General features: G+C 37.5%; 19 protein-coding genes. 5 read left to right on the top strand and 14 right to left on the bottom strand.

Translation table 11 applies throughout. The annotated features are described in order from the left end of the window. Nucleotides 1–1,068: a glycosyltransferase family 9 protein gene (locus OCU48_RS12415; RefSeq protein ID WP_141345626.1), complete on the bottom strand. Its 1,068-nt coding sequence runs from the start codon at nt 1,066–1,068 to the stop codon at nt 1–3. A 92-nt stretch (nt 1,069–1,160) separates the two neighbouring features. Here OCU48_RS12415 and OCU48_RS12410 point away from each other — a divergent pair, with 92 nt between their 5' ends. Beyond that, nucleotides 1,161–1,865: a 3-deoxy-D-manno-octulosonic acid kinase gene (locus tag OCU48_RS12410; RefSeq protein WP_141345627.1), complete on the top strand. Its 705-nt coding sequence runs from the start codon at nt 1,161–1,163 to the stop codon at nt 1,863–1,865. Here the strand turns inward: OCU48_RS12410 and waaA are convergent. Together waaA and OCU48_RS12400 are read right to left on the bottom strand one after the other, a co-directional pair. After that, complete coding sequence (gene waaA / locus OCU48_RS12405) at nt 1,839–3,143, bottom strand: lipid IV(A) 3-deoxy-D-manno-octulosonic acid transferase (RefSeq protein WP_141345628.1); 1,305 nt, start codon at nt 3,141–3,143, stop codon at nt 1,839–1,841. The genes OCU48_RS12410 and waaA overlap by 27 nt on opposite strands. 254 nt (nt 3,144–3,397) lie before the next feature. Continuing rightward, complete coding sequence (locus tag OCU48_RS12400) at nt 3,398–4,288, bottom strand: glycosyltransferase family 2 protein (protein ID WP_280176875.1); 891 nt, start codon at nt 4,286–4,288, stop codon at nt 3,398–3,400. Between the two features lie 109 nt (nt 4,289–4,397). Here OCU48_RS12400 and OCU48_RS12395 point away from each other — a divergent pair, with 109 nt between their 5' ends. Continuing rightward, nucleotides 4,398–5,489: a glycosyltransferase family 4 protein gene (locus OCU48_RS12395; RefSeq protein ID WP_141345694.1), complete on the top strand. Its 1,092-nt coding sequence runs from the start codon at nt 4,398–4,400 to the stop codon at nt 5,487–5,489. Between the two features lie 45 nt (nt 5,490–5,534). Here the strand turns inward: OCU48_RS12395 and OCU48_RS12390 are convergent, their stop codons facing one another. Genes OCU48_RS12390 through OCU48_RS12380 form a run of 3 tightly spaced genes read right to left on the bottom strand, consistent with a single transcriptional unit; the run spans nt 5,535 to nt 8,618 of the window. After that, nucleotides 5,535–6,725 carry a hypothetical protein gene (locus OCU48_RS12390; protein ID WP_141345630.1) on the bottom strand — a complete coding sequence of 397 codons (1,191 nt, stop codon included), beginning with the start codon at nt 6,723–6,725 and terminating at the stop codon, nt 5,535–5,537. A gap of 53 nt (nt 6,726–6,778) precedes the next feature. Next, nucleotides 6,779–7,567, bottom strand: a complete 789-nt coding sequence (locus tag OCU48_RS12385; RefSeq protein ID WP_141345631.1) for a glycosyltransferase family 2 protein — start codon at nt 7,565–7,567, stop codon at nt 6,779–6,781. Between the two features lies 1 nt (nt 7,568). Further along, a complete protein-coding gene (locus OCU48_RS12380; RefSeq protein WP_244312303.1) occupies nt 7,569–8,618 on the bottom strand; it encodes a UDP-N-acetylglucosamine 2-epimerase in 1,050 nt (349 codons plus the stop codon). Between the two features lie 107 nt (nt 8,619–8,725). Here OCU48_RS12380 and OCU48_RS12375 point away from each other — a divergent pair, with 107 nt between their 5' ends. Both OCU48_RS12375 and OCU48_RS12370 read left to right on the top strand, forming a co-directional pair. Further along, the gene (locus OCU48_RS12375) at nt 8,726–9,643 is read left to right on the top strand and encodes a polysaccharide pyruvyl transferase family protein (RefSeq protein ID WP_141345633.1); all 918 of its coding nucleotides are present in this window, start codon (nt 8,726–8,728) and stop codon (nt 9,641–9,643) included. Nucleotides 9,644–9,706: 63 nt separating this feature from the next. Then, complete coding sequence (locus OCU48_RS12370) at nt 9,707–10,510, top strand: glycosyltransferase family 2 protein (RefSeq protein WP_141345634.1); 804 nt, start codon at nt 9,707–9,709, stop codon at nt 10,508–10,510. On the opposite strand, the gene OCU48_RS12365 is transcribed toward OCU48_RS12370, so the two are convergent. The 4 genes from OCU48_RS12365 to rfaD are packed head-to-tail and all read right to left on the bottom strand — an operon-like array spanning nt 10,476 to nt 14,467. Then, complete coding sequence (locus OCU48_RS12365; protein ID WP_141345635.1) at nt 10,476–11,396, bottom strand: stealth family protein; 921 nt, start codon at nt 11,394–11,396, stop codon at nt 10,476–10,478. The genes OCU48_RS12370 and OCU48_RS12365 overlap by 35 nt on opposite strands. Beyond that, entirely contained in the window at nt 11,386–12,579 is a 1,194-nt protein-coding gene (locus tag OCU48_RS12360; protein WP_141345636.1) for an O-antigen ligase family protein, read from the bottom strand. The genes OCU48_RS12365 and OCU48_RS12360 overlap by 11 nt, the downstream gene beginning before the upstream one ends. Then, nucleotides 12,557–13,510 (bottom strand): lauroyl-Kdo(2)-lipid IV(A) myristoyltransferase, encoded by a 954-nt coding sequence (lpxM, locus tag OCU48_RS12355; protein WP_141345637.1) that lies wholly within the window; start codon nt 13,508–13,510, stop codon nt 12,557–12,559. Before lpxM ends, OCU48_RS12360 begins: the two co-directional genes overlap by 23 nt. 15 nt (nt 13,511–13,525) lie before the next feature. Then, nucleotides 13,526–14,467, bottom strand: coding sequence for an ADP-glyceromanno-heptose 6-epimerase (gene rfaD, locus OCU48_RS12350; RefSeq protein WP_141345638.1), 942 nt, complete (start codon nt 14,465–14,467; stop codon nt 13,526–13,528). A 218-nt stretch (nt 14,468–14,685) separates the two neighbouring features. Here rfaD and OCU48_RS12345 point away from each other — a divergent pair, with 218 nt between their 5' ends. Continuing rightward, entirely contained in the window at nt 14,686–15,780 is a 1,095-nt protein-coding gene (locus tag OCU48_RS12345; protein WP_141345695.1) for an LPS O-antigen chain length determinant protein WzzB, read from the top strand. 162 nt (nt 15,781–15,942) lie between these two features. Here the strand turns inward: OCU48_RS12345 and hslU are convergent, their stop codons facing one another. From hslU to cytR, 4 genes are all read right to left on the bottom strand, one after another. Next, nucleotides 15,943–17,277: an HslU--HslV peptidase ATPase subunit gene (gene hslU / locus OCU48_RS12340; RefSeq protein ID WP_141345639.1), complete on the bottom strand. Its 1,335-nt coding sequence runs from the start codon at nt 17,275–17,277 to the stop codon at nt 15,943–15,945. 9 nt (nt 17,278–17,286) lie between these two features. Continuing rightward, on the bottom strand, nt 17,287–17,811 hold the full coding sequence (gene hslV, locus OCU48_RS12335; protein WP_141345640.1) for an ATP-dependent protease subunit HslV: 525 nt from the start codon (nt 17,809–17,811) through the stop codon (nt 17,287–17,289). Nucleotides 17,812–17,957: 146 nt separating this feature from the next. Beyond that, entirely contained in the window at nt 17,958–18,509 is a 552-nt protein-coding gene (locus tag OCU48_RS12330; protein WP_141345641.1) for an SPOR domain-containing protein, read from the bottom strand. Nucleotides 18,510–18,575: 66 nt separating this feature from the next. Further along, complete coding sequence (gene cytR, locus OCU48_RS12325) at nt 18,576–19,580, bottom strand: DNA-binding transcriptional regulator CytR (protein ID WP_141345642.1); 1,005 nt, start codon at nt 19,578–19,580, stop codon at nt 18,576–18,578. Between the last annotated feature and the right edge of the window lie 190 nt (nt 19,581–19,770).

Here is a 19,770-nt window from a genome sequence, read left to right as displayed (position 1 = left end):
TTAATCCTTCATATTGGTGAGATTGAAGTCGTGGGTGATTTTATCAAACATATCGATGACATCGTTGGCGTTTATGTGGTGCATCGCTTCTGTATTCTTTACACGACTTCGCCAAGATAGCTCTTGTAGTGAATGATTTGTTTCTTTTTGTATAGCTTCAGCATATACCGAGACAACATACTCTCTAAATTGATACGGGCCCGTTCGTTCAGGGTTATGATGCGCGTAAAGACCAATTACGGGAGTGTTCATTGCGTTAGCCATATGAGTTGGACCGGTATCGGGTGCAATCACTAAATCAGTCTTATCTAATAGCGCAAGTAATTGTAATAATGAGCTTTTCCCGACTAAGTTCGTTACTGGCATGGTCAATGATTTTTCAAGTCTATCGGCAAGCTCTATTTCATTTCTTGCAGGACTTCCTGCTAATAATACATTCCATCCATTGCTCGATGCATACTCTATGATTTTTGTGTAACCAGAAACAGTCCAATTTTTATAGTCTTTACTAGCTGCAGGTACCACGACTAGATTTCTTTTATCTGCGATCAATTGACTACGGGCCCAATCCAGATCAGACTCATTATACTTCAATTCCCAATGTGGCAAGGTATCCTGAATACCTAACTTCGTAGCAAAAGCTCTTAATCCATCTAAAACATGCATTGAGTCGGGTGAGGGGACTTTTACGTTAGTAAATAAGGTTTGAAAATCTTGACTTCTCAGCTTATCGAATCCGAGCTTATATTTAGCCTGTATTCCGAGCGTAGCTACACTAGCTCTAATTGCATACTGCATATGCAAGAGAGCATCAAATTTATGTCCTTTTAACTGCGTCCATAAATGAATGTACGCTTTCCAACCTTGAGACTTATCAAATATAACCACGTTAATGCCAGAAACAGACTTTAAAAGCTGGGCTTCTATCTTTCCGGTTACCCATGTAATTTCTGTCTCTGGCCATTGTTTTTGAATACTTTGGATGACAGCAATGGTATTGCAAACGTCGCCGATAGCAGAAAGACGAAGAACACATAGAGATTTTGGTGCAGATTTGAACAGTGTCATGCAATAAACTCGTAATTTAGATGGATAAATTATGCAGGTGCTGGAGTTAATTGTAAAATTGGGAAGCGATTGATTTTTATCGAGGTTATAGATTGGAAACACTGCGAAGTAATACTGAGGTGATTTGGTTCGAACAAAATCTTCTAAATATGCCTCCTGAAATGTGCTTTGAAGCACCCTACTGGCTTGTGCAAAATAAAGTGGTAGGAAGTGCTAAAGGGCGTGGAACGACTTGGTTTGTACAGCTTGAGGGGCTTCAAGGGGCACTTCGTCATTATCGTCGTGGTGGTTTGTTTGGAAAATTAATAAAAGACCAGTATTGGTTCTCTGGTTGGGAAAATACCAGAAGCTTTCAAGAGTTTGCTCTTTTGCGGCATTTGCGAGAAAAAGGGGTCAATGTACCAAGACCTATCGCGGCTCGAGCCAAAAAGCTTGGCCCTTTTTACATAGCTGACTTGCTGAGTGAAAGAATTCCTAACGCACAAGACTTAGTCGCAAAACTGCAGAATACCTCTCTATCTAGAGATATCTATAGGGCAATAGGACAGCAGATTAAGCAGTTGCACCAGGCTCAAGTGAATCATACCGATTTGAATATTCATAATATCTTGCTCGATGAAGACAATACGGTTTGGATTATTGATTTTGATAAATGTGCACAGCAAAAGGGCGATGACTGGAAAGATAGTAACTTGGCAAGATTAAAGCGCTCTTTTCTTAAAGAAGTCGAACGCTTTGGTATCCATTGGAATGAAGATGAATGGGAATATCTACTTGGTGGATATAATACTCTCTAGCGCGTCTATTGTTTTTGCGACTGCCCCCTGATTGCGCTCAACCACTTGATAGGCGTTTTGACCCATTTCTGCACAAAATGAAGGATCTTTGAATAGGCGAACGAGATTATCGCTTATTTCATCATCGGACTCACAAATCTTTAGTGCTTTCTCTTCAATAAGTTGTTGGGTGATATCTTTGAAGTTAAAGAAACTAGGACCGTTGAGAATAGGCTTTCCAAGAGCCGCAGGCTCGAGCATATTATGCCCTCCAACTTTATTGCCTATTAGGCTGCCCCCCATAAAGCAAATATCGGAAGCACTAATGAGGGTTAGCATCTCTCCCATTGTATCACCGAGATAAACTTGCACGTCCGTAGCTATCTCCGATTTTTCAGTTCTTGATATCACATTGAGACCAAGTTCCTCTCCTAACTTAGCTACAGAAGAAAATCTTTCTGGATGGCGAGGCACTAAAATCAGCAACGCGTCAGGGATTGCCTGTATTAGTTGTTGATGAGCCTTATAGATAATCTCATCTTCACCTTCATGAGTGCTAGCTGATATCCAGACAGGTCTATTAATTCCCAACTGCGTACGTAGTGCTTCACCTTCTTTAAGAACAGCTTCGGAAATTGACATATCAAATTTTAGAGAGCCAGTGACTGTTACTTTACTCGGTTGTACGCCTAGTCGTCTAAATCTTTCTGCATCATCATTGTGCTGACATAATACATTGTCTAAGCTCTGTGAAATAAGATTGAATATAGATTGAAACTTTTGATAGCGCAGACAAGATCGTTCTGATAGCCGAGCGTTGATCACTGTCGCCGGGATCTTAGCTTGTGCAACAGCCGCCAAAGTGTTTGGCCATAGTTCTGTTTCCATGATCAACATACACTTAGGCTTTGTCACCTTCAGAAAGCGCTTCACGCACCAAGAAAAATCTACGGGCATGTATCTGTGTTCAGCTATATCTGAGAGCTTTAATGCTTGCTCAGCGCCGGTGGTGGTGGTGGTGGTGATTAAGATGTGTTGTTGCGGAAACTGTTCTTTGATGGCTCGGATGAGCGCAGTAGCTGCGAGGGTTTCACCTACAGATACGGTGTGAATCCAGACAGGGTTATTGCCTTTTAATGATGGCAAAATACCAAAGTACTCATACCAACGCTTTCCTATGATAGGCTTCCCCTTGTTAGGTAGAAGTAATTTAGAAAGTAATAAAGGGGAGGCTAAGTATAACAAGCCAGTATAAGTTAGCTTTAATAGTGAGAAATTTAGCTTCTTAAAATGTGACATTCTTCTATATAGGCTCAGTTGTTGATGTTACGTAATAGCGTAACATCATATTTCGGTCATCAATCCATGTCAAAAATATAATATTATGATAATTTACTTAGCGTTGATTATCCTTGGTAAAGGTTTTAATATGAATTGATTTAATGTTGACTGAAATATAATGAATATTATCATTTGCATATCAACAATGACACGAACAACTTCTAAAGTTACATTGTATAGTAGATAAATTTAAATATTTATCATGTGTAAACTTATAGTAAAGGTCGGTGTTTACTTTTTCTAAATGCAGAATGACGTAGTAGTCTTTGGCTCCATTTTTTATTACTATCTCCGAAGTTAGGATCAGAAGTACACCCATTATACTTGTACATGATTCTTTCTATATATAAAGCTTTATCTCGTGCCATTTCAAGCATAGGAAGTGTAAAAAATTTATCATCACATCTTCGTACGAAAACACCATCTTCAGTGACAATATCTTCATATCTTACATTTTTGATTCTTAACCAATTTCTAATTCTTCCTTTTAATAGGAAACTCCTAACATTACTTCTATATTCTTTTTTTGATATTGTAAGGTAACTTGGTTCTATGTTTTTCCATAAGATATATTTAAATGTCTTTAAGTGACTAGCTCTCCAACTGCAATATCTAAACAGATTTAGCTTTATGCACCAAGATGGATATTTTGCGCAAGTACTATCTCTACTAGCATTCATTCTACTAAATGAACCAAAAGTCATTAAACAATCATTTCTTGAATAAAACTCAAGCAAATATTCAAGAGTTTTCTCATCGGCTAAGCAATCATCACCATCTAATAATATTATAATATCTTCATCTTTAGGTTTTGCTTGCTTAATTAAATGGTAAATATTACCTAATGAAAATCTTTTTTCGTCATTTTTGAATAATTTAAATCTAATGTCATTTCTAATGTTATCTTCGATAACACTTACACTATTATCCGTTGAAAGATCATCTCCAAAATATACTTCAAAATCAATATATGTTTGTGACTTTAACATTTCAATATTGTCTACAAGTTGTTGAGACATATTGTAGACAGCACTGATTATTATTAATCTCACGTTAAATATTACCAAGTTATCTTTATGTACTACTGGTTGATAGACTAACATCAATTTTTCAAAAAAGTTATGGAGTATAAGTAATCTTTGGGCATTTTTGCTATTATGTGGTGTATGTCCAGTTTTCACGCGTTTTTTTGAAGATATAAGTTAAGGTATGATGAAAAATAAACTTAAGATACTTGTGTGCACCTCATACAAGCACGCATGGAATAGCGTAAGGCCTGAAGCGGAAATATTCATAGCGCTTGCTAAGTTAGGTCATGAGATAACAATCATTACTCAGGGAGATGCTGAGTACGTGACCAGAGTTAAGGAATTTGGGATCAAAGTGATTCCATGTTATCCAAAAAGAAAAGTTTGCCCTACTACGATTCGCACTATAAGAAGGGAATTAAAATCTCATAATTATGATATTTGTTATGCATTCAATTCAAAAACGATACCTAATGCAGCCGTTGCCTGTATAGGAATTGATGTGAAATTAATCGCATATCGAGGTACAACGGGAGGCTTATATAGGCATGATCCTAGTGCTTACTTTACGATTTTAAACCCTAGAGTCGACGGTGTGATTTGTGTTTCTGACTCTGTACGCAAAGATGTAACAAAAAAGGTTTGGAAGAATAAGAGCAATGTAGTGACAATTTATAAAGGCCAATCTCTAGATTGGTATAAAGTTCAGCCTACAGATCGTCAATCTTTAAATCTTAAGGACAGTGATGTGGTTGGGATTTGCGCTGCACACGTAAGACCTAGTAAAGGGATCTCTGTTCTCTTGGAAGCGACCCATAAAGTAAAAGTAAAAAACTTCCATTTACTACTTGCTGGGCATGGTTTCGAGCCGCATTTTGATGAAATAAAAAATAGCCCTATGTCGGAAAGAATACATTACATAGGTCATAGAAGTGATGTTCCATCATTAATGTGCATGGCCGACATCCAAATTCAACCTTCGATATCAGGAGAAGGATTACCTCGAACTATTATAGAAGCAATGGCGAATGGTACACCATCTATAGTCACGACAACGGGTGGTTCTCCTGAACTTGTCGAAGATGGAAAAACGGGGTTAATTGTGCCGACAAATTACGCTGAAGGACTAGCTGAGGCTATTAACTCTTTGTCCAATGACAAAGCTCTATGTATAGAAATGGGAGAAAAAGCTAAAGTTCGCCTTGAAGAAGAATTTGGTTCTGAAATAACGGTAGAAAAACATTTGAATTACTTCTACCGACTACTGGAAAGTTAGTGACTTTATGAGAAATGTGTTAGATGATCTGGCGACTTAAAATTATTATTGTAAGTTAGAATTTTTGGCACGTTTCTTCTCTTTAAAGTATTTTCTTAGTAGTTTTACCATGGAATAAAAGTAACTTATTCCAACATAGTAACCAGCAGAGGAAAGTACTGGGAATTTAAATCCTTCTTTATTTGCTAGTTTTAATATCTCTAAACTCATTGGATCACGTTTTCCTAATAGCAGCATGAGATATTTAGTTCTATTCTTTTTATATGCACATATATCGAATACTTTAGAGTAGTGATCTATGACGCCATAAATTTCTAGCGTAACTAACGTTCTTAAACATTTAGAGCATTGTCCACAATTTACAAACACTCTCTTCCTACTACTCACACAGACATCTAGAAACTCATATGAATCGGAAATACCAGATACAAATTTCGTTTTTTCTGCTCTTGTATATTCATTGCCAACTGAAATTAAATTTATATCATTGGTAGAAATCAATGGTAAAGTTATTGGATCAGTCTTTGAAGTATCATTGCTCTTTTCTACAGAGCAATCTTTAAAATGATAAGCTGATGCGTACATAAAAGTCCCGATACCTTTTTGCAGTAAAAGTCCAACGGAAGCATTTCTAAAAGTATGAGTTTGCTTAAAATAAAGATTTTCCTTATAGAAAGAATCAAGATTAGAGTTCACTTTTATTAAAGGTAAACCAATGGTTTCAGTTATTTTTGCTAAGTTTTTGTATCGCTTATTAAATAATTCCTCTCCCCCTTTACCATGAGAACCTACATTATTAAACAATAAATGTGTTAACTTAAAATTAGTATTATATGGATAATGATGATCAGCTAGTACACTAAATGAATCAATACCAGCAGAAAACCCTGTTGCGACACCTTGAGCCTTGAATCTATCAGAGATAGTTTCTTCATCAGCTTTAATGCTGATATTCTTTAATGAGGGAATCACTACCTTTATGACCTCTTGCAAGGGTGCAGAAGAGTTAAATAAAAGTTCTTTTGATACTTTCCCTTTTAAATGAATATTTTCACCTTCTGACATTGCTGGGATTATCAGTGCTATAAGAAATGGGTCTAAAGTATCAGTTAATAGTTCTTCATAACACTGTTCAACGCTATACCATAACTCTTTCTTTTGTGAGTTTCTATCGATAGTGACACTATAAAATATTAAGCCATTTTTTTTGGTTTTAATTGGTTGACTTATTATCATAAAATTAACCTTTAAAATCTGATTCAGGAGAATATAAATAATTTCTTTTTAATCTATTGCGACTTTGAATTTTTTTTATCGTAATATAAAAACCATAAACCCATATGTTTATTATAGTTTCCTATGGCATATCTGGCAGCAACCATAAAACCTACAGGCCCATCCATAAAACCTAAGCGTAAAATGTAAATATGAAAAAATGACCAGATTGCACCTAGTATTATTATTGGAAAAGGACGTGGTTTTTTTCCTTTTCTGAAATATTTTTGAGCTCCAAGCCAAGCGTATTTGGCTGATTTATCTAATCCATGCCCAAAATCCCGTTGTGTATAATGTAGCAATAGTCCTTTCAATTGACCTGTTTTACCTTTGCTAGGAACTATACCTTCATGAACCTCATCAAGAGTAAATCGCGCTCCATGGCGTCTAAATAGTCTTAGTGTTGCGCGAGCACTTCTTCCATATTTTAGGGTCTTTCCATGGATAGTTACACCCCATGGCAATTTATAAGCCGAATATTCTGGGTTGTTGGTATTCAAGGCTTCAATAATGCTAGAGCTTAAAGCGTTATCTAGTACCTCATCGGCATCAAGTGACAAAACCCACTCACACTTAGCTAGATCTAGTGCGCGTTGCTTTTGCTTTCCATAACCAGGCCAATCAGTTTCAAAAACCAAATCAGTATATTTCTTTGCAATTTCAACTGTACGATCTGTTGATCCACTATCCAATACGATTATTTCAGTTGCAATATGCTCTACGGATTGCAATGCACTTTCAATCCGGTCCTCTTCATTTTTTGTTATAATAGTTACGCTTAAAGAAGTATTTTGAAGCGTCATTTTAGAGCCCCCAGTAATTAAGTTTAAGACGTGATTTGATGTTTCTCATAAAATTAAGAGGTTTTTTTTTCTTTGTTTTTTTTGCTTTGTTAAATATTTCATTAGCAGCATTAATTACTCTGATACTTGATTTCCCATCAGTATAAGGATGTATTTTATTACAATATGCATCTATTTTAGACATTAAATCATTCGGCCTACTTAGTGCATATTTAAGCGAGTCTACAATGTCATGGCTATTATTTATGTTAATTAGATGATTCCATTCCCCTTGATTTTTAAAAGTTACAACGGGCTTCCTTTGTAATAAAAACATGGAAATTATTGATGATGTATCACACAACATAGCATCTGCTTCTTTAAGGATTGGGATTACATCATCAGTTTCAATAAACTTCACATTATCACTTTGTAATGATTTATATTTTTTTATAGTACCTGGATCCATTTTTGGGTGAAACTGAAATATCCATTTAAAGTTGTTATTTTTTGTAATAGAACGCATAGATTCGAAAATTTGCTCTGCACATGATATTGCAGGAGTAAATGTTGAACAGAATAATATGGTAGGTTTGTTATTATTACTAGGTGAATTATCAAATTCAAATAATGGATCTAACGTTGACCACCCTGTTTCTTTGACTTCGAAATATTTATACTTATTCGCTAATTCCTTAAACTTTAAGGTGGTATCTGGACCTTGGGTACAGTAGAGGTCAAAGCACCCCCTGATATCAAAGTGACCTATACGGCCTTTCCTTATTTTCCCTGAATTAAAACCATGAAACAAAGCTACTTTTATACCTGGTATAAAACTTGGCACATAGTTACCAGGAACGAAGACAATGTCGGGTCTCCACTCTTTAACTTCTTTAACTGATTTTAAGCGGGGTTCGGTGCTTTTGAGGTAACTAGGATTGACCTCTTCACCCTCAAGAAACCACTTTACCTCTAAACCAAGCTTCAATAATTCTTCCTGAATTGGGCGCAGAATGGCGTAAGAATAGTTTTGAGAAATATAAAATAGGTGTTTTTGTGCTCGCTTAGTCACAGCCATACCTCAAAAGTTCAGATTAGCTTTATACTAACATACTTTACTAATTGCTTTGTAATGGTTAAGTTTAGTCATAATGCACTATCAAGGATAAGTAAGATTATATGAAACTAGAATACTGTCGGTCTAAATCACTTAATGTTGGGGACGATTTAAATCCTTGGCTGTGGCCTAAGCTGTTTGGTGATGACGTTATTGACATTGACTCAACAGGAAATTCTCAAGAGTACTTAGTTGGTATTGGCACACTTTTGACAGCAAAGCGTTTTAAAAAAGACCTGGCTTCCGCAACTAAGATACATATATTCTCTTCTGGCGCATGGGAGGGAAGTGCTCCTCCTTTGGACGATAGGTGCGTAGTCCATGGTGTTCGAGGCCCGAGAACAGCAAAAAAGCTTGGAATCTCCGAAGAAAAGGTTATTGGTGATGGCGCTTATCTAATTAGTACTGTTGATTATCCAAAATCTGCAAAAATTGAAGGAAGAATAGGATTTGTTCCTCATCACAAAAGCGAAGACTTTATTGGTTGGCAGAGCGTATGTGAAAAAGCTGGGTTACATTTTATTTCGCCTAAGCAGCCTGTTGACGACTTCCTTGTTGAAATCCAACAATGCGAACGTGTCATAGCAGAGGCTATGCATGGCGCCATTATTGCTGATGTATTGAGAGTTCCTTGGCTTGCGGTATCTTATTCACCAATTTTTAGTTTTGAAAAATGGTATGACTTTGCTGAAGCTCTTGATATGGATATAAATATACACACTATTCCTTTCGAAATAGAAAAGAGACTTCCTTTAGGGAAGACGATAGAAAATGCTTTAAGCAATTTGCTTAGTCGTAACGAAAATAAATATCTTCCAGCAAGATTTAAAACTTCTTCACCAAAAAATATAGAACATTTAATTGATACATTAAAAAATCATAAAAATAGCGAGTTTAATCTTAGTTCTGATGAAAGTTATAAAAAAACAGTCTTTAAACAAATAAATGCAATGGAATTTATTAAGAGAATAAGTCGTTGATAGCGAGTTAATGATTTTTGTTTAGCTGTATATTATATTAAATAAAACAACGTGTAGTACTTTATGAAAATAGTGTTAATTATAACAACATATAATTGGGTTGAGGCTCTAGATCTTGTTTTGGATAGTGTATCTAAGCAAACGTTAATGCCTGATGAAATTGTTATCGCAGATGATGGTTCTGAAGAAGAAACAAAAAAAATAATAGATTACTGGCGCTCTCGTTTGCCTATTGAGCTAATTCATTCCTGGCAAGAAGATAAAGGATTTAGACTTTCTGAAAGTCGTAACAAAGCAATTTTAAAGTCATCATCAGATTATGTAGTTATGATTGATGGAGATATGATCCTTGACAAAAGGTTTATTGAAGATCATAAAAGAATTTCTAGAGATGGTTACTTTGTACAAGGAAATAGAATCAAACTTAAACACTCTGAGTGTATATCAGTCATGAATATTGATAGTTTTAATATATTCTCACCTTACATTAAAGATACTAAAAATAGACTATATGCGATAAGGTCTCCTTTTTTAAGTCTATTTTGCAAAGGCAGTGTCGACTCTAAATCAGGAATTAAAGGCTGTAATATTGGTTTTTGGCGTAAGGATGCTTTAAAAATTAACGGTTTTAATAATGAATTTATTGGTTGGGGTTATGAAGATGTTGATTTTACTTTGCGAATGATAAATAGTGGGATAAAAAGGCAGAAATTGAAACTTTCTGCGATTGCTTATCATCTCTTTCATCAAGAGCGCTCAAGGTGTAATTGGAGAAAAAACCGTGAGTTGATGACTTCTTTGAGTGATGGCCAGTACTATTGTCGCAATGGAATTATTTCTCATATTGACTCTTCAAATGAAGACTAGTCTTAGAAAAAAGTTTATTAATATTATCTGAGTTTGTAACGTCATTCATACAGACCATAAATGGCTTTAGGCTATCCAACTCAGATATTAGCTCTTCATTTTTCTTATTAATATAAAGATATGTGCGACTATTGAATAACAGCAGGGACTTATTTTTCAATGTTCTAATGTATCTGGTTTTTACTCTATTTTCTGCAATTTCATGATAGAGATATAGATAATCTATGTTTACAGGTGTTTTTCTGAATTTATCATTTGCAGCTGAAAGTAAGTAGAGAGAATATTTTTCAAATACATATTCCACTCTACTTTTAATATAAGCTTTTGCGGAATGTCTAAATGCAAAGTTAATATGTTTATGGTGAGTAAGATATACTTGCTGCCTAGCGCTTAATATACTTTCTTGATGATAATCAATGTTTTTTCTGCCATTTCTGTGTTTTTGTAAAATACTACTAGTGAATGCATAAGGTGTGGTCTTATTCTTATAGAAATCAGAAAAGTTTAAGTTTCTTCCAAACAATACATCATCATTTAGATACAGAAAGTTTTCAGATAAATTAGGTATACGGTGTATAAATAGTTCGATAACTGATGAATTGAAAGTAGGAAGGTATTTGTTTGGTATAATTTCTTCATGGTTAATTATCGATATTTTGCTATTATACTTTAGCCAATTAGGCTTTTGATTGTCTGTGACAATATATATATGATTTATCCAGGGGGCAAATTTTGCCACTGAACGAAGAGAATACTTAAGTTCATCTTGGTCATCATATCTATTCGTTATTTCTTCTTCTGTGGTTTTATATAAGTATTTTTTCCTTTTATCTAACCATAATGCATCGCAATCATTTACCCATGTATAGACAATATCAACTTTCATTTTTGCCTCTTGTAATTAGTATGAAAGATGTAAGGAGCAACAAACTAGTTCCAAAAATAAATATAGAATCGAAAATTCCTATAATTAGAAAGTACATAATATAACTAGAAAACAAAATATTTTTACAGAGAATATTTCGTTTTAAAAGTGAGTATATAGATGCTAAAAACAGAAAGAATACTGGCAACCCAAATCGAACGGCAACATCAATATACATGTTGTGGAAGTGAGGATATTTACTATTATTAAAAAATTTCTTATACCCTACAGTAAATGGTTCATTATTAAGTAATTGCTTTGAGTGAGTTCTAATGTTATTTCCCCACCCCAAAATTGGCTTTTCTTTGATTAATTCGTAACCGAGCATATACGCTTGAAGTCTAAAACCATCTGGAGAATTCATATTTTTGCCAAGAATTGATAATTGTTGTTCAGTTTTTGAAACTATTTTGTCTGTGAAACCAGAGTAATAGAATGTCATGGAAATTGAAATTAACACAAAAATCGAGAACAATAATTTTTGAATATTATGTCTGTACTTCATAAGTGCTATAAATACAATTGTCAATAACATTGACAATAAACTAGCTCTAGAGTACATGATTATAACACATATAATACATATCAATGCGAGGGAATATTTAAAGATGATGACCTTTCTATTTGAACAGTCAACAAATAAAAAGTAAATTGCAGACATGGAGAATAATATAGAAAATGAATTTGGATTAATAATATTTTCAGGTCTTCTAGAGTTTTCTAGATAGAAATCTAAGCAGTATATTATGCTAGGTAATATGCATAGCCCTACAATTATAACAATTGTATCATTTTTGTATTTTTTTCCGTCATATAATACAGATAAAACGAAGATAAGTGATGTTCCACGCACAAATGTACTGTGTAAAAATCCATATCCTAGTATATCTATGAGATTGGAAATAACGAATAGTATAAAAATAAACTTTAATAAAGGCTGTTCTTTTATTTTTTTTAAATAATACCCCGCCCCATGCTTCATCAAAGAAAGAAGACACCAGATTATTAGTGGTATAATAAGAAGTTTTTCATGTCTGGAGTGCAACCACATACCAGAAAATATAATTAGCAAACTGTAACTCTGACAAAGAAATAAGGTCAGGTTTAAAATTACATTATTTCTATTTGTAAATATTTTTTTCATTTATTCTTGATGCCAATAATTTTAAATTCCACATATATTGCTCAGGTTTGTCCGCACAACAGTGTTCAATAAATTGGTTCATTGCAATTGCGTCACCTTCTGGAGAGTCGGTAGGGAATTCATCCAATGCAGGATAGGCATCTATAATAAATCTACCCGTTTGAGTATCAAATTCTGTCCATAAAGGAATGATTTTACTTTTTGTGGCCTTGGCTAGAAAGCCCATTACAGGAAGTGTTGCTTTAGTAGTGGCACAAAAATCAACAAACACACTCTTCTTCGGACCATGATCTTGGTCAGGTAAAAAGTATCCGGTATAACCTCCATTTATAGCTTTAATAAATGGTTTAATCCCGCCGGCGCGTTCGTATAATCTACCACCATATTGTTTTCGCTGAACAGACATTGCCCATTCACTCAATTCATTTTTCTGGCTTTTCACCATGGTGCACATTGGGTGCCCTTGGGAGGCCAGTAGCATCGCAAAAACATCCACAGACCAAGTGTGAGGGACTAGAAATATGACATTTTCCCCGGCATCTTTAGCGTTAGTAAAGTTATCTAACCCATGAACGACGGTATTTTTGGCTAACCACTTTCGACTACGCAGTGTCAGTAGTGGAAAGCGCATCAAGTAGGTGCCTGCAGTGACAAGCATTTTCTCAATGATAATTTCTCGTTTACTCTCTGGCATATCAGGATAACAGTGAGTGAGATTCACTCGTGCACGATGTGCTTGTCCACGAGTTTTGGACATGATCTTCTTTGTAGCACGGGTAGCTAGCCATTGGTGAAGAGATATAGGCATAAAACTAAATGGGATGGCGAATAGAATACCTAACCAAGTGCTCCAATATTTTGGCGCTAAGAAGCTTTTCTGGAACCTTGGGTTATAAGCCTTCGGATCAAAGTCATTGCGAGTATTTTTCATCGATGAAACTGCTTTCTATTTATTGATAATATTCAAGTATTCAGCAACACCTTCTGCCACTGATTTAAATGGATGCTCGCACCCTGTAGCTCTAAGTTTGGTGAGGTCGGCTTGTGTGTACTCTTGATATGCACCTTTTAGGTGCTCAGGGAATGGAATGGTTTCAATGTAGCCTTTCCCATGGTGTTTAATCGCTGCTTTAGCCACCTCTTCAAAGGACTCTGCATTGCCAGTGCCTAGGTTGAAGATACCTGACATAGGGTTTTCAAGGAACCACAAGTTAACCGCAGCCACATCACCAACATATACAAAGTCGCGTTTAAAGTGTTCGCTACCTGCAAATAATCTTGGATTCTCATCAGCATTGAGCTGATTGTTGAGATGGAAGGCAACCGATGCCATTGAGCCTTTGTGCTGCTCTCTAGGACCGTAAACATTGAAGTATCGAAAGCCTGTGATTTGAGAAAGAGTTTCTCCGTGAGCATCTGCATCAGCCACGAGACGACGTACGTAGTTGTCAAATTGCTGCTTTGAATAGCCATATACGTTTAAAGCACCTTCGTACTCTCTTTCTTCAACAAAGGTATTTGTTTCACCGTAAGTGGCTGCAGAGGATGCATAAAGAAATGGAATTTCACGTTCTAAACAGTAGTGAAGAAGCTCTTTTGAATACTCATAGTTGTTGAGCATCATGTATTTACCGTCCCACTCTGTCGTAGCAGAGCAGGCACCTTCATGGAATATTGCGTCAATAGGGCCAAAGTCATCTCCGGCCATAACTTGTGTCAGGAAATCATCACGATCCATGTAATCGGTAATATCTAGATCGACCAAGTTGACAAATTTCTTGCCATCCTTGAGGTTGTCTACAACCAAGATGTCGTTGATCCCTTTGTCATTTAACGCTTTGACAATATTACTGCCAATCATACCTGCGCCACCGGTTACTATGATCATTTTGTTCTTTCCTTCAAATTTGACTAACTCAGAGTATAACAAGGAACTAAAATCTAGGGAATTAAACCTACATTTATGAGAAACTTAGACGCAATAGTAACGGATTAACTATTTTGTATTGATACCGTTTACCCACTTATGAAAAAAGCAGCAGATAAAGTTATAGAGGAAAGAACTTGAATCAGTCTAAACAAGCAGTAACACCACAGCACAACTCTATGAGTGAAGCCTACTACCAAGATGATGAGATTGACCTAAGAGAACTATTTATTGCTCTCTGGAAGGGAAAATTTTTAATTGTAGTGACTACTTTTGTTTTCGCTGCTGGTGCTGTGGTACACGCTCTAAATGCGCAGGAGTGGTGGAGTTCTAAAGCGAGAATTGTTGAACCACAGGTTAATGACTTTGCCATATATCGTCAGCAAGTAAAATCTTTTCAGCCTATTTTTGATACTTATCAAGATGATGGTACGGTGCGAGTAAGTAAAGAGCTCGATGACTTGGTTGAACCTGACAAGATCTTTGCCCAATTTATTCGTGCGTTTAATGCAACGGCTAATAAAAAGCGTTTCTTTGATAACAACGAAACTTTTTTAGCATTTAAAAAAGCATTGAGAGAGAATGCGGACGCTGGCGCTGATGCACAAGCGGCACAAAGACGCCTTTATAGTGCTTGGTATCAAAAAATTTCTGCAGCTCCAGCAGAGAAAAATCGCAGAGATGAATATATTATTTCTCTTCAAGCTACGACTCAGATGGACAGCTATAACCTTCTCAATGACTACATTGCTATGATAGAGAAGAAGGTTCAAGCGGACGCGTTCAAGAATATTGAAGCAACGTTAGATGCTAAAGAAACACAGTTAAAACAACAAAAATTAATTCTAGAAAATCAGGCTAAACAAGTGCTTGCAGTTGAGTTACAACGTTCAAAATATGCTTATGATATTGCAGAAGCGGCATCAATTAATGCGCCTATACAGAACCTGGGTGATAAAGAGATTTTTGCGATCAACCTTGGAGCTAAAGCGATTAAGGCTAAGATATCTGCGCTTGAGGATGTCAAAAACCTAGCTGTTATTGAGCCTAGACTTCAACAGATCGATGCTAAATTGGACCTTATGAATAATCTAGACATCAATGAAGATATCGATTTTAAATCTTATCGTTTCATTGAAGAAGTCGAACAGCCAATCAATCGCGATGCTCCAAAGCGTGCGCTTATTGCTGTGCTAGGTGCTTTGTTTGGCGGTATGCTGGGTGTAGGCATAGTTCTAGTGCGTTTTGTATTTGGACGTAATAAAGAAAATTAATTCAAGAAATCAAAGTGTTTGGTAGAAACAAAATGGTTACTGCAAATACAAAAAAGGCGCTCGTTAGAGCGCCTTTTATTTATCTTAGTATCCAAATACAGAATTAACTTGAGTGTTACCTAAGCTTGTTTTTCCAATCAGTCATGGGTAATAGTTTTACTATTAAAGAATAAAGCGACTCAAATCTTCGTTTTCCACGAGCTTACCAAGCTTACTCTCAACGTAATTTGCATCAATGGTGAGCTCAGCGCCTGTTTTTTCCGTAGCTTCGTAAGAGATTTCGTCCATTAGACGTTCCATTACGGTGTGCAAGCGGCGAGCTCCAATATTTTCGGTGGTTTCGTTCACCTGCCATGCGGCTTCTGCGATGCGTTTGATACCGTCTTTAGTAAACTCTACGTTTACTTCTTCGGTTTTCATTAGCGCAACGTATTGTTCTGATAGGGACGCGCGCGGCTCTGTTAGGATGCGTTCAAAGTCGTGACTTGAAAGTGCTTCAAGTTCAACACGAATAGGTAAACGGCCTTGCAGTTCTGGAATGAGATCTGACGGCTTGGCAACCTGGAATGCACCAGATGCAATAAACAGAATATGGTCAGTTTTAACCATGCCATGTTTGGTTGATACAGTACTGCCTTCAATTAATGGCAGCAGGTCGCGCTGCACACCTTCACGGGATACATCAGGGCCTGAGCTTTCACCGCGCTTACAGATTTTATCGAACTCATCGATAAATACGATGCCGTTGTTCTCTACATTGAAGATGGCATCTTCTTTTAGCTCTTCTTGGTTTACTAACTTAGCTGCTTCTTCTTCCACAAGAGACTTGAAGGCATCTTTGATCTTCAATTTGCGGCTTTTCTTTGTATTTCCGGCCAAGTTTTGGAACATGCCTTGAAGTTGGTTGGTCATCTCTTCCATTCCTGGAGGAGACATGATCTCAACACCCATCTGTGGCGCTGCAACTTCGATATCGATCTCTTTGTCGTCTAGTTTACCTTCACGCAATTTCTTACGAAAGACTTGGCGAGTATTCGAGTTGGTATCTTGAGGCTTCTCATTTTCACCCCAAGTGTCACGAGCAGGTGGCAGTAGAGCATCTAGGATGCGCTCTTCTGCTTGTTCTTCTGCGCGGAATTTAACTTTTTCTGTCGCTTGTTGATGAGTCATCTTCACCGCAACATCGGTAAGATCACGAATGATGGTCTCAACTTCTTTACCAACGTAGCCCACTTCGGTGAACTTAGTCGCTTCAACCTTGATAAAAGGAGCATTGGCAAGTCTTGCAAGTCGACGAGCAATTTCTGTTTTACCTACACCTGTTGGACCAATCATTAGAATGTTTTTCGGGGTCACTTCTGCGCGTAGGCTTTCTTCAAGTTGCATGCGGCGCCAGCGGTTACGCAGTGCAATAGCAACTGAACGTTTAGCATTTTCTTGGCCGATGATGTGTCGGTTTAGTTCGTGAACGATCTCACGAGGAGTCATTTCGGACATAGTTTTTCCTTAGTACTCAAGCTCATCAACAGTGTGATGATGGTTGGTGAATACACAGATATCGCCAGCAATATTCAAAGATTTTTCTGCGATTTCTTTTGCGTCTAATTCGGTATTTTCTAGCAATGCGGTTGCTGCTGCTTGGGCAAAGTTGCCACCAGAACCGATTGCGATTAGATCATTCTCTGGCTGGACGACATCGCCATTGCCTGTAATGATTAGAGAGGCAGTTTCGTCAGCAACGGCTAGTAGAGCCTCAAGGCGACGAAGAGCGCGATCACTGCGCCAATCTTTGGCCAATTCAACTGCGGCGCGAGTCAGGTGACCTTGGTGCATTTGTAGTTTGCTTTCGAAACGCTCGAATAGCGTGAATGCATCGGCGGTACCGCCAGCAAAACCTGCCAGTACTTTGCCATTGTAGAGGCGGCGAACTTTTTGTGCGTTGCCTTTCATGACGGTATTGCCTAAAGATACTTGTCCATCACCAGCGATGACGACTTTATTATTTCGGCGTACGGATACTATGGTAGTCACGAGGTTTCCTTCTTATTTCACCAGTGAGATAGAAATAGAATGGGGATCACCGTGAGCAAATTCAAGGTAGATGGGCTGTAGAGATCCGGAGAGCTTGTTAACTAGTCAGAAAAAAGCCCCAGTGACTCACTGAGGCTAGAAGGGCATTAGCTACCTGTGTCTTTCCAAATAACGCAAGGCTCAATTTTGGCGCGCTGTAATTTATGCTTATCGCGCTCAGCATCTCGCTTGCGGTCATAAGGACCTAGTACCACGCGATACCAACTGCTGCCTTCTCGCTGTTTAACGAGGCTATTGAGACCTTGGAAAGCAATATCCATCTTTCTTCCATCTGCCTGAGAGCGAGTTTTGTATGCGCCGCACTGCATGACATAAGGGATCTTTGAAAGTACTTCTTCTTTAGGAACGACTTTTACTTCACGTTCGGGAAGGGTCTTTACATATTCCCATTCCTCTTCGGGAGGTGGAGGAAGAAGCTGTGAATTATCTACCTTAGCAGGCTTTTTAGCTTTTGAACTGTCGACCTTGACGGGCGTTGGCGGCTCAGGGTCTTGGCTTAATAGATACAGTCCATAGCTAAATCCTCCCAACATTAGGCCTGCTAGGACGATTGCTTTCCATGGTTTTTTTGATGGGGTAGGTTTACGCGTTTTCTTTGCTTGCGTACGGCCACCCTTTACATAGTCTTTTCTTGCCACTCGAATTAGTCTATTCCGTTGTTAACCATATCTATGTTAAAGCAGAAGTCGCTTAGATAATAGACCTTAATAACTAGGAGGTAAGGTACTTTCTCTTACCACAAGCTCTGTATCTAGAAGTCGTGAGCCTGAGTTAATCTCGTTGCCATTGAGGAGTTCGAATAGCATTTGAGTGGCTTGATAGCCGATATCATAGCGAGGCTGGGAGACAGTTGTCAGTGGTGGATCGCAATATTCAGAAAACTCTATATTGTCGAATCCAATAAATGAAATGTCCTGTGGAACTCTAAGTCCCATATTTTTGGCTTCTTTGATTGCGCCAATCGCCATCATATCGTTGTGACAAAAAACAGCACTTGGTGGGGAGCCTGCACTCATTAGCTTACGCAGTGCCAACGCCCCAGATTCGAAGCTAAAGTCACCGCTGGCTGAATTGGTTAAGTCAATGCTGAGGCCTGCACGTCGCAACGCTTGTTGGAAACCTTGGCTTCGGAAACTAGATAGAGGGGCGTTATCTGGTCCACGAATCTCTCCTATGCGCTTATGCCCAAGTTTAGCGAGATAGTTCACAGCCTGAAAAGAAGCAGTAAGATTATCGATATGTACGGTAGGCAACTCTAGTTCTGGCGCGTATTCACAAGCCATCACCATAGGTGGAAGATTTCTTTGTTCTGATTTACTTGCATCGATAGGTAAATCAGTACCAAGTAAAATCAAGCCATCCGCTTGCTTAGAGTAGATAAGATTGACCAGTGAGTTATCCCTGCATTTTTGCTGTGAGCTGTCGCCGTGAAGTACTAGGTAGCCTTGTTCTGACGCAGCGGTTTCGATGCCACGAATGATTTCAGAAAAATAAGGGTCGCAAAGATTAGGTACTATTACTACGAGGGTTCTTGATTCGTTACGTTTCATGCTGCGCATCATTGCGCTTGGGCAGTAACCCGATTCGATAACTGCCTCTTCTACTCGTTTGCGAGTTGAGGAGGACACTTTTTCTGGGTTCATCAACGCTCTTGATACTGTCGCAGTGGAAACGCCAGCGAGTTCAGCAACATCCTTCATGGTCGCCATGGTACACCTATCCTCTATGATAATTTTTGCGTGCTTGATTCAATCCGTGAAACAAGATGGTATTAAATACTCACGTCTTAATGTATGTGAAAAATAAGTGTAAACATTTTTATCCGTACAGTTTACGGGACATGTAGCAAAAATGAACAACTTGATGTGAGATGACTCTCATTTCGTCATATGCGCGCAG

This window comes from Vibrio inusitatus (assembly GCA_024346935.1).
GTDB classification, from domain to species: Bacteria; Pseudomonadota; Gammaproteobacteria; order Enterobacterales; family Vibrionaceae; genus Vibrio; species Vibrio inusitatus.
Note: the sequence above shows the minus strand (reverse complement) of the source record. Positions and strands in the feature narration are given on the sequence as shown.